Genomic DNA, 14,091 nt, shown 5'->3' with positions numbered 1-14,091 from the left:
GTTCTCCATAAATTGTAGTCGTATCGAACAGGGCCCCTGCCCCTTCGGAGAGGGGCCCTGAATCATTGGGGTCAGATGTTGAGCGTGCAGATAATCACCATTACCACGTTCCAGTTGGCTCCGTAGAGGAACATGACGCCCTCCGCGGCGGTCTGAGAGTCCATGTTGACGTAGATCTGGGTCGGGCCGTAGGATTCGGCCGTAAGCCAGCTTTCCGCATCGCCCTGGGCCATGAAGCTCGAGTAGGTCGGGACGTTCATCGCGGCGTTCGTGGTTTCTCCCTCGTAGGTCAGGTGGTAGATCGGGGCGCCGTACTCCGCATACTGTTCATAGTATTCGCCCGAGGTGATCTCTTCGAGGGTTGCGCCGGTGACGTATTCGGGATATGCGAACCCGATGTCCGTGCCGCCGATGTCCGCATTGGGATCGTAGAGGCAGTTGACGGCCGCGATGTTGCCCTGGGCGTCGTAGAAGACGATGTAGCCTTCGTCCTCGCGATCCATGTCGATGATGGCCCCGCCTTCGACGCGGCGTACCGAGAGCCAGTTCTCTTCGTCCGACAGCGGCTGGCAGTCGGCGTCGTAGCATTTATAGCCGGTGAAGTCGCGTTCGAATGTCAGCGTGGCTTCGGGGTCGTTCGACCAGGCCTTGGTGTAGGTCAGTTTGTAGGCGTCGTCGACTTCGAGCTCGCGGAGCGACCAGTGGGTCGAGGGGAGTTTCTCGAACATGGTGCCGATCTCCGCCATGCCGTCGGGGTTGGCAGCCTGGATCGGGCCGGGGCTGGCCAGCTGCGTCAGCGTAGCGAAGACGTAGGGCTGGAACTCTTCCTTGATGTCGTAGTCGAAGAGTTCGTTGGGGTCTTCTACGGCCAGCGATGCCGGGAGTATGATGATCCGTGCCGTGCGGGCATCGCCCTGGTTGACCTGCGTGCCGATGGTGAAGCCCCTGTCCATGATCACCAGGTCGTCGTCCCAGGCATTCTCCGTGACCGTGACCCATTTGGTGTCGGCTTCGTCGCCGCTCAGGCTGGTATTGCTCCAACGATCCGTGACTTCGGCGATGACGTAGATCCTCGCGCCCCTGATGCTCTTGACCGAACCGCGTGCGGCGCCGGGCGACCAGTCGCCGTTCATGCTGTTGTAGATTTCGGCTGCGGCGTTGAATTTGAGTTCCTTGTCGAGCGTGACGTCGAAAATGTCGCGGCAGGAGGGAATCGTGATCGGAATCTCGACCTTCGCGTCGAGGTTGCTCCTGTCGATGAACACCAGTTTGTCCTGCGCCCCGTCGAGCGGATAGGCCGACGGGTTGCCCTGGATGCGGATCTCGACTTTCGTGCCGGGCTGCCCGACCGTCACCGACGGGGTGGATACCCATTCCGGCATCCGGTTGATCGCCCACTCGTAATTGGCTTCGACCAGGATCGGCATCGAGAAATCGGTGCGCCCCTCGGGCCAGGTCAGGTCGATGCTTTGGGCTTCCCCTTCGTTATAGGAGTAGGTGAGGCCGGTTTCGCTGTCGCCGTATTCGAAGTCGCCGTACTCGTCGATCTTGCATGTGCGCAGGCTGAAGCCGCGTTCGAGCGTACCGCGCGTGATCGTGGCGATGACCTTGCTTTGGCCGCCCATCTTGAGGGTTACCTCGCAGACGCGCGTGTCGTCGAACTCATCGAGTTCGGCCACGCCGATTACGATCCGCGATGCACCCGCACCGCCGCGCAGCGTCCAGACTTTTTGTGTTTCGTCCTGTATCCAGAACCATGCGGCGGTGGCCGTCGGGACACTCACCTCCCAGTTCTGGTTGGGCTCTATCTCGAGCGTGTAGGTGCCGCCGGCTTCGATGGTCGCCGAAACCGCCTCGGGGAAGTTGGGGCTGGGGAGCTTCGTATCCTCATCCGAATCGGAACACGAAGCGGCCGCCAGACATGCTCCGGCGAGCAGCGACATCACCAAGTGTAAATAATGTCTTTTCATATTTCGTTTCTTTATTTACGTTATGATTTAGAGCGATCCGGACGCCGTGACGCCTCCCGGGAGCATGCCTTCTTCCCGCTGGAGCCGTTCGGCCTCCTCGTCGCTGACCCATTCGATGATGTTGTAGAAATGGCCTACCAGGCCCATATTCACGCCCATGTCCTCGACATGCACCTTGATCCACAGCGCCACGTAGTGCTGGCAGCTGTTGAAATAGGAGTCGTAGAGCGGGCTGTTAGTGACCAGTATCTTGTTGTCCCCGACGATCTGTCCGAAGATCGAAGCCTCGTCGGCCAGTACCTGGTTCTTGTCCATGGTTACCAGCGGTTCGATCGGATCGCGCGGGTCGAGGCGGATCGTGACGTCGTAGCCCGAGAAGAGCCAGTCGTGCAGGATAATCATGTTCTCTTCGGTGGGGTGCTTCTCGGTGCGGATGAGGCGCTGGATGCTCTTGTTTTCCACGCCGGGGTAGCTGTTGAGGAACGTCGAGGTCACCACGCACCAGCCCGTGAATTCGTTGATGTCGTAGGGGCAGCTTTTCTGCATGACGACCTTCGTCCGGTCGTGGTAGAGATCCCATTTCAGCTGCTCGGGCATGACCAGTTTGAGGATGAAGCCCAGCGAGTCGGTATCTTCGATGTTGTCGTAGAACCCGTGTACCTGTACGTCGGCCTTACGCGAACCGGCCTTTATGGTGATGGTGTTCGACAGGAGGCGGTAGTGCTTCCCCTCGACGGCATTGCTGCCCTGGTCGATGATCTCCACGCCGAATGTGCGGTCGTAATCGCACGCGACGGTCGAGGAGACCGGTACCGAGAAATAGTCTTGGTCTTGGAGTACGGCGTAGGTCGCCAGGGTGTCGGCGAACAGCACGTACTCCGCATCGGAGTAGGTCTTATATTCCTCCTTGCAACCCGTTGCGAGGGCGGCCAGGAGTCCCGTTGCAAACAAAACCGTGATAATTCGTTTCATTGTCTCTCTTCTATTCGTTGTTGCTATCTGTTGCTTTCGTTCGGGAGTATCTCCGAGCCGGGGGCTTCCAGCTCGTGCTGCGGGATCGGCCATACGAAAAGCGGGTTGTCGGCTTCGATCTTGAGCGAGCTTCCCTCGGCCTGCGAATTGGCCTGCGGCTTACGCTCGAAGCCCTTGTGCCAGCGTTTGAGGTCGTGCAAGCGGAAACCCTCCATGTAGAGTTCGCGCAGGCGCTCGTCGGAGATGGTCTGCAACCAGTTGTCCTTCGTGACGTTGATCGTGCCGCCCGATTTGTAGCGCATCTTACGCAGCGTCGAGAGGTCGTTGCCGGCCTTCGAAAAATCGTTCTTTTGGCAGTAGGCCTCGGCGCGGATCAGGTACTGCTCCGCCAGGCGGAACGGCTTGGGCATCGAGACATGGTAGATCTGGTTGGCGATCAGGTTGCGGTTGCCGTAGTATTTGACCAGCAGCGGCCAGCTCAGCCCGTGAGCATAACCGGTCTCAGTCTGGTAGAAGTAGCCCGAATAGCGCAGGTCGGCATCGTCGTAAAGATCCAGGGCAGCCTGGCCGGGGACATAGTCGGGATAGAAATAGGTGTAGTCCTTGTTGAAGTTGAGGAACACCGTGCCGAGCGCCCCGCCGTAGGAGGTGTCGGTGAAGCCGATGCGCCAGATGACCTCGTATCCCAGGTCGTACGCCCACATGTAGTCGAAATAGGTGTAGTCGGAGGTGTAGTTGGTCTTGGCATCGGAGAGCTGGAAGGTGGCTTTTTTTTCGTCGATCAGGGTGCTCGAATATTCGATCGCCGTGTCCCAGTCCTGCATGTAGAGCGCAACGCGGGCGTGCAGCGCCTCGGCCGAGGCCGAGGTCATGTAGACGTTGCCGTAGGCGTCGTTCTCCTTGTCGAGGCGTTTCTCGGCCTCGGCTAGGTCGTCGAGCACGAACTGGTACGAGTCGTAGAGCGACGCGCGGCGGGCCGCCTCGGGCGTAAAGTATTTCGTGCGCAGCACGACGCCCAGTTCCGATTGGGCCGTGTCCGGCTCATAGGCCTTGCAGAAGGTCTTGAGCAGCTCGGTATAGCAGAGCGCACGCACGGCGTAGACCTCGCCCGTGTACTGCTCGAGCTTCTCGATGTTGGTGTCGCTGATTTCGTTGGCCATCACCTCGTCGATGCGGTCGAGGTAGAAATTGCAGTTGCCGATCACCTTGTAGAGGGCGGCGTAAACCGCTTCGAGCTGCAGGTCGGTCGGGCGTATGTCCCAGCGCCAGAACGAGCCGTAGGTATTGGTGTTGCCTTCGACGGCATAGACCAGGTCGGCCTGGATGTCGGGCAGCAGGGTGAGGTAGCCGCTGTAAAGCGCGTTGCTCTTGAGCGAGGCGTAGATGCCGGTGAGCGTCTGCTCGGCGTCGGCGAAGGTGCGCATGGCCTCCTTCTCCGGGATGGACGAGCCGGGGTACTTGTCCAGGCACGAGGTGGCGCCGACAAGTATCGCGAGGGCCGAAAGATAGAATTTTATATTGCGTAACATGTTCATAGTCCCTGATTAGAATGTTAAGTCGAGTCCGAAGGTGAATTGGCGTGCCATCGGGTACTGTGCCTGGTACATATTGCTCGACCCTTCGGGATCGAGGCCCGTGAATTTGGTGAAGGTGAAGAGGTTCTGGGCCTGGGCGTAGATCTTCACGCCGCTGATGAAGCGTGTCTTACGCAGCCACTCCTGCGGGAAGGAATAACTCAGCATGAGGTTCTTCAGGCGCAGGAACGAAGCGTCCTCCAGCAGGCGGTCGTCGAACTCGGTGTAGACGCCGTGGCGCGGGATGTCGGTGATGTCGCCGGGTTTCTTCCAGCGGTTGAGCAGGCGCTTGGACTGGTTGTAGGAGGCGAATCGGCCGTTCGACTCGTCGAAATAACGGTCGTTGTTGATCATCCAGCGGTCGGCGACCCAGCTGAACTGTGCCGACAGCGAAAGTCCCTTCCAGGCCAGCGTCGTGCCGAAGCCGCCCTGCCAGGGCGCCACGTAGCTCTTGCCGACCATGACCTTGTCCTCGTCGCGGAGCTCGGTGGTCAGCTCGCCCTCCTTGGTGTACCACAGCGCGTCGCCGTTGGCGGGGTTGACGCCTGCGAACCGGTTGAGGTAGAACTCGCCGAAGGAGTGCCCCACGACCAGTTTGGTATTGGTGCTCGAAAGCTCGTATTCGCTGACCCCGCTGTAGAGCTTGGTCATCTTGTTCCTGTTGTAGGAGACGTTGGCGTTCACGCTCCACACGAAATCCTTGTGCTGGATGACGTCGGCGGCCAGGCTCACCTCGACGCCGCGGTTGGTCATGTCGCCCACGTTGTCCCAGCGGAAGCCGAAGCCGTTGGAGGTGGTGTAGGAAACGGGAACCTCCATGAGCATGGCGCTGTTCTTCTTGTGGTAGAGTTCGACGTCCACGTTCAGGCGGTTCCAGAAGCCCAGGTGCACGGCCAGGTTGGTGATCCACAGCTTCTCCCACTGCAGGTCTTCGTTGCCCGGCTGCGAGGGGGCGATGCCGGCGTCGCCGTAGTAGTTCAGGCCGCCGCTCACAAGCGCCATGTGTTCGTAGTTGGGGATCGACGAGTTACCCGAGGTACCCGTGCTGAAGGCGATCTGCGCGTTGGTGAGCCAGCGGCGCGAGTTCTCCATGAATTTCTCGTTGCGCAGGTTCCACATCATGCCCACCGAGCCGAACGCCGCCCAGCGTCCCGAGGTGCCGAAGCGCGAGGAGCCGTCGGTACGGACGGAGAAGTCGACGTAGTAACGGTCGGCGTAGTTGTATTCGCCGCGCGCGAAGAACGACAGGAAGGCGTAGTTGTCGTCGGTGACGTCGCTCCACGACGTGGCACGTGTTCCCGACGAGATGTTGACCAGCTTGTCGTTGTTCTGGCCGCGGGTGGCCAGCGTGAACTCCTCGTAGCTGTAATCGACGCCCTCCTGGCCCAACAGGAAGTTGAACGAGTGTCCGCCGTCGAGCGAGAAGCGGTAGTTGATCGTGTTGGTGACCGAAAGGCTCATGCCGTCGGTCGAGTAGCGCTGGGCCGTGCCCGAGCCCAGGTTGGGCGGGTAGTTGGGGTAGGAGGCGCCGAAGCCCGTCGTGTGCGAATAGCCTACGCCGAACTGCGACCGGATGGTGAGCCCCTCGATGGGGGTGGCCTCGGCGAAGAGCGTCGAGATCACCTTGTATTTTTTATAGGAGATCTTGTTGTTGGCCAGCCATTCGAGCGGGTTCTGGCCTTCGCCCTTCCAGGTGCCGTCCTTGATCGAGGCGAGCGAGCCGTCGGGGCGGTGGGGATTCCAGTACGGCATCATGAAACGTGCGGCCGAGATGGGGGTCACGAGCGTATATTCGCCCGACTCGGCGCGTTCGATGGTCTGGTAGTTCATCATCGTGTTGGTGCCGAGCTTGAGCCATTTGGCGGCCTGCTGCTCGACGTTGGCGCGGAGCGAGAAGCGCTCGAAGGCCGAACCTGCGGCGATGCCCTCCTGGTTGTAGTAGCCGCCCGAGACGTAGTAATTGGTCTTGTCGGTGGCCCCCGAAACCGAAAGTTCGTAGTTCTGGAGCAGGGCGGCATCGTTGAACACCTCGTCGAGCCAGTTGACGTTGGTCTTGCCCAGGACGTTGTAGTTTTTGCCGTCGGTGAACCCGATCTCCTTCTCGTACCGGATGCGTTCGTCGGTGTCCATCAGATCCCAGTTGCCGTAGGCGATCTGCGAGAAACCGAGCTGCATGCGGTAGTTGATCTTCGCCCGCTCGGCCATGCGCCCGCGCTTGGTCGTGATGACGATCACGCCGTTGGCCGCGCGCGCACCATATATAGAGGTGGAGGAGGCGTCCTTGAGCACCGAGATGCTCTCGATGTCGGCCGGGTTGATGGTGTTGAAGTCGGAACTGGCGATGGCGACCCCGTCGAGTATGTAGAGCGGCGAGGTACCCGAGTTGATCGAGTTCATGCCCCGGATCATCATCGTTGCCGACGTGCTCGGCTCACCCGAATTGGAAAGTACCGTCAGGCCGGGAACCTGTCCCTGGATGGCCTGGTCGAACGCCGCCGTAGGGGTGTTCTCGACCTTTTCGGCCTTGACGGTCGATACCGATCCGGCGATGGTGCCCTTCTTGCGGACACCGTAAGCGATGACCACCACGTCGTCGAGCGCCTGTGCCTCGCTCTCGAGGGAGACGTTGTAGGTCAGCGAGGCGCTGCCGCCCGGAACCGTGAAGGTGGCGGGCTTGTAGCCGATGTACTGGAAGGTGAGTGTCGTCCCTGCGGCGACGCTGATTGAGTAGCTTCCGTCCGCAAGGGTGCTCACCCCGCTGGCGGCCCCGGAAATCACGTTGACCCCGATGAGGGGTTGCTTGTCATCCGCCGAGGTGACGATGCCTCTGACGGTCACATTTCCCCCCCCCTGCGCTACGGCTATCGCCGGCAGGGCACATAGGAAAAATGCAAGAATGTTGAGTAGGAGTTTCGTTTTTTGCATAAGTAAATGATACTTTCTTACGCAACAAAGAAAAATAATTAAAACGAATTTGCCAAATGTTCAAAATAGATGAAATGTAAGCAGGAGTGTTCGGAAAGGGTCTTTCCGGCCCTCTTTTCAGGGCGAAAACAGGTGCTATAAGACTAAGTATAAATAACTTAACATTTTGTTTTAACCCGAAGAATCATTGTTGAATATGGGCTAAAATATTTTTATAAAAATGAAAATAAAATTCAATGTATTTTGAATATTTTGGGGTTTTCGGGCGAAAAAATACCCTCCGGTACGGTTTGATATGCGGTGGGTTTCCGGTCGTAGGTGTTTCTGGATACCTTATTTTTTTAATAATATTTAATATGTGCCAACCTGCGGGGTGGATTTTTGAAAAAAATATAAAAAATATAAAAATATTTTTCGCCGGAGGGGACGAACTTCCCCGAAAACCTGAGGAGATAACAATTTTCCGGCGATCGGTGATGTACGGAGGAAATACGCGAAACCCCGTAAAGAGTTCTCAAAGGGGATTTTATCGGGGGCGATTAGGCTGAAACGGGAAGTAAAGTAAAGGATGCGCAGTTTTTTGGTGTATTATGCTTGCAGATTGTAAGTGATATGCCGTGATTTCAGTTTAATACATAATATCAACCCCTATTTGCGCCCGCGGGTCAATGCTTTGGTCGGCGGCGGGTTGTAGCCCCCGTGTATCGCTGCCTTGGGCTGCCCGCGGTGCGTCACGGCTTTGGCCTGTCCCGGCGGGTTGCTGCCTTGGCCTGCCCCGGCGGGTCACTGCCCCTTCCCGCCCCGGAAGCGGGCGCGGTACTGACTGGGGCTGAGCCGTTCGCGGAGGCGGAAAAAGAGCGAGAAGGCGCTCACGCTTTCGAAGCCGAGCGCATAGGCTATTTCCGAGATGCTGTGGGCTGTCGTCGCGAGCAGTTCCCGGGCCTTGTTGAGCCGCATCGTGTGCTGGTATTGCGCCGGCGCCATCCCCACGTATTCGCGGAAGACGCGGCGGAACCACGTGTAGCCCATGCCCACTTCGCGGGCGATCTGTTCGGGCGAGCGGTTGCGGCCGAAGTCTGTGCGCATGATGGCTTTCGCGCGGTTGATCTTCTCGACGACGGGGTTGTCGGAGTAGAGCAGGTTGCTGTGCTTGAAGAGCACCGACCCCAGGATGTGGAGCACGATGCTCGAAATGAGCGGCTGGAATCCCACGCGCTCCTCCTCGACCGTGCCGATGATCTCGCGGTAGCACCGCTCGATGCCGCCGCTGCACCCGATCCGCAGCAGGGGGCGCCGGCGGCAGAGGAACCCCTGCTGTTCCAGCCGGTCGATATTGGCGCCGCGGAAGCCGACCCACCACTCCGTCCATCCGGTGCCGGGGTCGGGCGAATAGGAGTGCCATTCGTTGGGGAAGAGCAGGAGCATGGTGCCCGCCTCGACTGTCTGCGACGGGCAGGATGCCGACTCGAAACGTCCCCGTCCGGCGGTGATGTAGACCAGCTGGTACTCGTCGAGCGTGCGGCCGCTGCCTTTGTAAAACAGGTAGTGCTCGGGGTGTTCCGAGACGGGGTAGGGCGTTCCGGGCGGGACGTGCTGGTGCCCGGCCGTGGTGCAGACGATGCCCCACTGCTCGTCGCGCGGGGAGACTGGCAGGTAGTGAAGGATGCTCAGCGGCCGGTCGTCCATAGTGTCAAATCTATATATAGTTTGTCAAAACCATCAACAAAGGTAGGGAAAAGATTGTATAGTTTTGCATCAGTAACCTAAAACTTTCCGTGATGAACCGTTATTTCGTCGGTGTCGATCTCGGTGCCACGAGCGGCCGTGTCATTCTCGCCACGCTCTGCGGCGACGGCATCGCCCTCGAAGTTCTGCACCGCTTCCCGAACCGCCTGCTTTCGATCGGCGGCAAATATTATTGGAACATCTACTCCCTCTATGAGGAAATCCTGCACGGCCTGACGCTGGCCGGGCAGCGAAGGATTCCGGTCGATTCGATCGGTATCGACACGTGGGGCGTCGACATGGCCTGCGTGGCGGCCGACGGTACGCTGGCCGGGCTTCCGAGGGCTTACCGCGATCCCTATACCAACGGGGTTCCCGAGGAGTTCTTCCGGAAAATACCCCGGCAAGAAGTGTACCGCCGCACGGGTATCCAGATCATGAATTTCAATTCGCTCTTCCAGCTCCGTGCCGCGCGCGGGGAGGGGATGTCGGCGCTGGAAAATGCCGCGTCGGTGCTTTTCATGCCCGACGCGCTGTCGTACCTGCTCACCGGCGAGAAGGTATGCGAGTATACGATCCTCTCGACGTCGCAGTTCATGGATCCCCGCACGCGGGAGATCGACGGCGCACTGCTGCGCGAGGCGGGCGTCGATCCCGCGCTTTTCCCGCGGGTGGTGATGCCCGGCCGGAGGATCGGGGTGCTTTGCGACGCCGTAGCCCGGCAGACCGGGCTGGGGGCGGTGCCCGTGGTGGCCGTCGCGGGGCACGATACGGCTTCGGCCGTGGCGGCCGTGCCTGCCCGGAACAGCCGCTTCGCCTACCTCTCGTCGGGGACGTGGTCGCTGATGGGCATCGAGGTGCCGGAGCCGATCATTACGGAGGAGTCCTATGCGATGAACTTCACCAACGAGGGCGGCGTGGACGGCACGGTGCGGTTCCTGAAGAACATCACCGGCATGTGGCTGCTCGAACAGTGCCGCGCGGTGTGGAGCCGCCAGGGCAGGGAGTATAGCTATGAAGAGATCGTGCGCATGACCGAGGGCGCCGCCCCGTCGCCGGGGGTCATCGACCCCGATGCCGCGGAGTTTGCCGCGCCGACCGACATGCCGCAGGCGATCCGCGCGTGGTGCGCGGCACACGGCGTCCCCGTCCCGGCGGACGATGCGGCGCTGATGCGGCTGATATTCGACTCGCTGGCCGCGAAATACGCCGAGGTGCTCGGTAAATTGCGGCGGCTGGCGCCGTTCGAAATCGAATGCCTGCACGTCATCGGCGGCGGCGCACAGAACGACCTGCTGAACCGGATGACGGCCGACGCTGTCGGCATCCCCGTCGTGGCGGGCCCTGCCGAAGCCACGGCGCTGGGCAACATCATGGTGCAGGCGCGTGCCGCGGGCGTGGTCTCTTCGCTCGCCGAAATGCGGCGCTACATCGGCCGCTCGATCGAAACGAAAACATATCAACCGAAAAAATAAAACTGTCATTCTTATGAAAACGGAACTTATCGAAAAGGCATACGCCATCGCGCGGGAACGCTATGCGGAGATCGGCGTAGACACCGAAAAGGCGCTCGCGGCGCTTCAGAACATCTCGCTCTCGCTCCACTGCTGGCAGGCGGACGACGTGACGGGCTTCGAAACCCGGGGCGGCGACCTCACGGGCGGCATCCAGGCTACGGGCAACTACCCGGGCAAAGCCCGCAACATCGAAGAGCTGCGTGCCGACATCCTCAAGGCCAAGTCGTTCATTCCCGGTACGCACCGCCTGAACCTGCATGAGATCTACGGCGAGTTCGGCGGCGAGACGGTCGACCGCGACCAGGTGGAGCCCCGGCATTTCCAGGGCTGGATCGAGTGGGCGAAAGAGCACGGCATGAAGCTCGACTTCAACTCGACGTCGTTCTCGCACCCCAAGAGCGGCGATCTCTCGCTGGCCAACCCCGACCCCGGAATCCGGGACTTCTGGGTGGAACACACCAAGCGCTGCCGCGCCATTGCCGAAGAGATGGGCAAGGCGCAGGGCGACCCCTCGATCATGAACCTCTGGGTGCACGACGGCTCGAAAGACCTTACGGTGAACCGCATGCTCTACCGCGAGCTGCTGCGTGACTCGCTCGACCGCATCTTCGAGACCGAATACGACCACATGAAGGACTGCATCGAGTCGAAGGTGTTCGGCATCGGGCTGGAGAGCTATACCGTCGGGAGCAACGACTTCTACATCGGCTACGGAGCCAGCCGCGGCAAGATCGTGACCCTCGACACGGGGCATTTCCACCCCACGGAGATCGTGGCCGACAAGATTTCGTCGCTGCTGCTGTTCATCCCCGAGGTGATGCTGCACGTGTCGCGCCCGGTGCGCTGGGATTCCGACCACGTGACGATCATGAACGACGATACGCTGGAACTGTGCAAGGAGATCGTACGCTGCGATGCGCTCGACCGCGTACATATCGGGCTGGACTATTTCGATGCCTCGATCAACCGCATCGGCGCCTATGTCATCGGCTCGCGCGCCACGCAGAAGTGCCTGATGCAGGCGTTGCTCGAACCGCTCGCGCAGCTTCGCCGGTACGAGGCTGCCGGACAGGGCTTCGAGCGCCTGGCGCTGCTCGAAGAGTCGAAGTCACTGCCCTGGAACGCCGTATGGGACATGTTCTGCCTGCGCAACGACGTGCCCGTGGGCGAGGAGTTCATCGCCGGGATCCAGCAGTACGAAAGGGAAGTAACCTCCAAACGCTAAGGCCATGTACCGCATCGTACTGAACGAGACGTCGTACTACGGCGCAGGGTGCCGCTCGGTGATCGCCGACGAGATCCGCAAGCGGGGCTTTAAAAAGGTGCTGCTCGTAACGGACAAAGACCTCATCCGGTTCGGCGTGGCCGCGAAGATCGAGGAGGTGCTCCGCGGGGCGGACATTCCCTATGAGATTTACAGCCAGATCAAGGCCAACCCCACGATCCGCAACGTGCAGCAGGGCGTCGAGGCGTTCAAGGCTTCGGGCGCCGACTGCATGGTGGCGCTGGGCGGCGGTTCGTCGATCGACACGGCCAAGGCCGTGGGCATCATCGTCAACAACCCCGAGTTCGCCGACGTGCGCTCGTTGGAGGGCGTGGCCGACACCAAGCACCGCGCCGTGCCGACCTTCGCCGTGCCGACGACCGCGGGGACGGCGGCCGAGGTGACGATCAACTATGTCATCACCGACGAGGAGAACCGCAAGAAGATGGTCTGCGTCGATCCCAACGACATCCCGATGTGCGCGGTGATCGACTGCGAACTGATGATGTCGATGCCCCGGGGGCTGACGGCCGCTACGGGCATGGACGCCCTGACGCACGCCATCGAAGGGTATATCACGCCCGGGGCGTGGACGATGAGCGACATGTTCGAGCTGAAGGCCATCGAGCTGGTCGCCGCGCACTTGCGGAATGCCGTCGAGGACGGCAGCGACCCCGTCGCCCGCAACGGCATGGCCGAGGCGCAGTACATCGCGGGCATGGGTTTCTCGAACGTCGGGCTGGGCATCGTGCACTCGATGGCGCACCCCCTGGGGGCGTTCTACGACACGCCGCACGGCGTGGCGAACGCACTGCTGCTGCCCTATGTGATGGAATACAATGCCGAGTCGCCCTCGCGCGCCAAATACCTCGACATCGCGCGGGCGATGGGCGTCGATACCGCGGGCATGAGCGTCGACGAGGGCGTGGCCGCGGCTGTCAGGGCCGTGCGCGACCTGTCGTTGAGCATCCGCATCCCGCAGCGCCTGCACGAGATCGGCGTGAGGGAGGAGGACATCCCCGCGCTGGCCGTGGCGGCGTTCAACGACGTCTGCACGGGCGGCAACCCGCGTCCGACCTCGGTCGGGGATATCGAAAAACTATACCGTACCGCATTCTAAAACAAAGGCCATGAATACGCTTCTCGGACTTCTGATCATCGCCGTCGGCAGCTTTTGCCAGTCGAGCTCCTATGTACCCATCAAAAAGGTGAAGGAGTGGTCGTGGGAGAGCTTCTGGCTGGTACAGGGCATCTTCGCATGGCTGGTGTTCCCGCTGCTGGGGGCACTGCTGGCGGTTCCCGCGGGCAGCTCGCTCGGGGAAATCCTCTCGACCGACCCTTCCGCCGCCTTCAAGGCCGCCGGCTACGGCGTGCTGTGGGGTGTGGGCGGCCTGACGTTCGGGCTGTCGATGCGCTACCTCGGGGTGGCGCTCGGGCAGTCGATCGCCCTGGGCACCTGCGCCGGGTTCGGCACCCTCTTCCCCGCCATCTTCGCGGGCGAAAACCTCTTTGCGGGCAAAGGGCTGATCCTGCTGCTGGGCGTCTCGATTACGCTGGCGGGCATCGCCGTGATCGGCTACGCCGGGTCGCTGCGCTCGCAGAACATGACCGACGAGGAGAAACGCGCCGCCGTCAAGGACTTCGCCCTTACGAAGGGGCTGGCCGTGGCGTTGCTGGCGGGCGTGATGAGCGCCTGCTTCAACCTCGGGCTGGAGGCCGGGCGGCCGTTGCAGGTCGAGGGCGGCAGCGCCCTGTTCCGCACGCTGCCCGCCACGCTGATGGTGACGCTCGGGGGCTTCGTGACCAATGCCGCCTACTGCCTGTGGCAGAATGCGCGCAACCGCACGTTCGGCGACTACGGCAAGGGGTCGCTCTATGCCAACAACCTGCTGTTCTGCGCGTTGGCCGGGGCACTGTGGTACTCGCAGTTCTTCGGCTTCGGCATCGGGCAGACCTTCTTCGAGCCCGGGTCGGTCGTGGCGGCATTCGCCTGGTGCATCCTCATGGCGCTCAACGTCACCTTCTCCAACGTGTGGGGCATTATCCTCCGGGAGTGGCGCGGCGTGTCGGCCAAGACCGTGGGCGTATTGGTCTGCGGCCTGGCGATCCTGATTTTCTCACTCGTATTTCCTAATTTGTTCTGA

At 60.9% G+C, this 14,091-nt stretch carries 9 protein-coding genes; 4 read left to right on the top strand and 5 right to left on the bottom strand.

The window, feature by feature from the left end; translation table 11 throughout:
* Positions 1-71: 71 nt before the first annotated feature.
* The 5 genes from NQ559_RS06015 to NQ559_RS05995 all read right to left on the bottom strand — a co-directional run bounded on the left by NQ559_RS06015 (position 72) and on the right by NQ559_RS05995 (position 9,127).
* Entirely contained in the window at positions 72-1,970 is a 1,899-nt protein-coding gene (locus NQ559_RS06015; RefSeq protein WP_154654015.1) for a DUF8477 domain-containing protein, read from the bottom strand.
* Positions 1,971-1,997: 27 nt separating this feature from the next.
* A complete protein-coding gene (locus NQ559_RS06010; protein ID WP_018695726.1) occupies positions 1,998-2,942 on the bottom strand; it encodes a DUF4984 domain-containing protein in 945 nt (314 codons plus the stop codon).
* Between the two features lie 23 nt (positions 2,943-2,965).
* A complete protein-coding gene (locus NQ559_RS06005; protein WP_026318330.1) occupies positions 2,966-4,471 on the bottom strand; it encodes a RagB/SusD family nutrient uptake outer membrane protein in 1,506 nt (501 codons plus the stop codon).
* A gap of 15 nt (positions 4,472-4,486) precedes the next feature.
* Positions 4,487-7,441, bottom strand: coding sequence for a SusC/RagA family TonB-linked outer membrane protein (locus NQ559_RS06000; protein ID WP_026318331.1), 2,955 nt, complete (start codon positions 7,439-7,441; stop codon positions 4,487-4,489).
* Positions 7,442-8,224: 783 nt separating this feature from the next.
* Positions 8,225-9,127: an AraC family transcriptional regulator gene (locus NQ559_RS05995; RefSeq protein ID WP_018695729.1), complete on the bottom strand. Its 903-nt coding sequence runs from the start codon at positions 9,125-9,127 to the stop codon at positions 8,225-8,227.
* A 92-nt stretch (positions 9,128-9,219) separates the two neighbouring features.
* Between NQ559_RS05995 and NQ559_RS05990 the strand changes: the two genes are divergently transcribed.
* The 4 genes from NQ559_RS05990 to rhaT are packed head-to-tail and all read left to right on the top strand — an operon-like array spanning position 9,220 to position 14,091.
* A complete protein-coding gene (locus tag NQ559_RS05990) occupies positions 9,220-10,641 on the top strand; it encodes a rhamnulokinase (protein ID WP_018695730.1) in 1,422 nt (473 codons plus the stop codon).
* A gap of 13 nt (positions 10,642-10,654) precedes the next feature.
* Positions 10,655-11,908, top strand: coding sequence for an L-rhamnose isomerase (locus NQ559_RS05985; RefSeq protein WP_018695731.1), 1,254 nt, complete (start codon positions 10,655-10,657; stop codon positions 11,906-11,908).
* 4 nt (positions 11,909-11,912) lie between these two features.
* Positions 11,913-13,067, top strand: a complete 1,155-nt coding sequence (fucO, locus tag NQ559_RS05980; RefSeq protein WP_018695732.1) for a lactaldehyde reductase — start codon at positions 11,913-11,915, stop codon at positions 13,065-13,067.
* A gap of 10 nt (positions 13,068-13,077) precedes the next feature.
* The gene (gene rhaT / locus NQ559_RS05975) at positions 13,078-14,091 is read left to right on the top strand and encodes an L-rhamnose/proton symporter RhaT (protein ID WP_018695733.1); all 1,014 of its coding nucleotides are present in this window, start codon (positions 13,078-13,080) and stop codon (positions 14,089-14,091) included.

The organism is Alistipes onderdonkii, assembly GCF_025145285.1.
GTDB classification, from domain to species: Bacteria; Bacteroidota; Bacteroidia; order Bacteroidales; family Rikenellaceae; genus Alistipes; species Alistipes onderdonkii.
The sequence above is the reverse complement of the archived record's forward strand: the minus strand, read 5'-3'. Positions and strand labels throughout refer to the sequence as shown.

Excerpts from the sequence above, each read along its gene's own strand:
- NQ559_RS06010 (WP_018695726.1), bottom strand. The coding sequence starts at position 2,942 with ATGAAACGAATTATCACGGTTTTGTTTGCAACGGGACTCCTGGCCGCC.
- NQ559_RS06000 (WP_026318331.1), bottom strand. The coding sequence starts at position 7,441 with ATGCAAAAAACGAAACTCCTACTCAACATTCTTGCATTTTTCCTATGT.
- NQ559_RS05995 (WP_018695729.1), bottom strand. The coding sequence starts at position 9,127 with ATGGACGACCGGCCGCTGAGCATCCTTCACTACCTGCCAGTCTCCCCG.
- NQ559_RS05985 (WP_018695731.1), top strand. The coding sequence starts at position 10,655 with ATGAAAACGGAACTTATCGAAAAGGCATACGCCATCGCGCGGGAACGC.
- NQ559_RS06015 (WP_154654015.1), bottom strand. The coding sequence starts at position 1,970 with ATGAAAAGACATTATTTACACTTGGTGATGTCGCTGCTCGCCGGAGCA.
- fucO (WP_018695732.1), top strand. The coding sequence starts at position 11,913 with ATGTACCGCATCGTACTGAACGAGACGTCGTACTACGGCGCAGGGTGC.
- rhaT (WP_018695733.1), top strand. The coding sequence starts at position 13,078 with ATGAATACGCTTCTCGGACTTCTGATCATCGCCGTCGGCAGCTTTTGC.
- NQ559_RS06005 (WP_026318330.1), bottom strand. The coding sequence starts at position 4,471 with ATGTTACGCAATATAAAATTCTATCTTTCGGCCCTCGCGATACTTGTC.
- NQ559_RS05990 (WP_018695730.1), top strand. The coding sequence starts at position 9,220 with ATGAACCGTTATTTCGTCGGTGTCGATCTCGGTGCCACGAGCGGCCGT.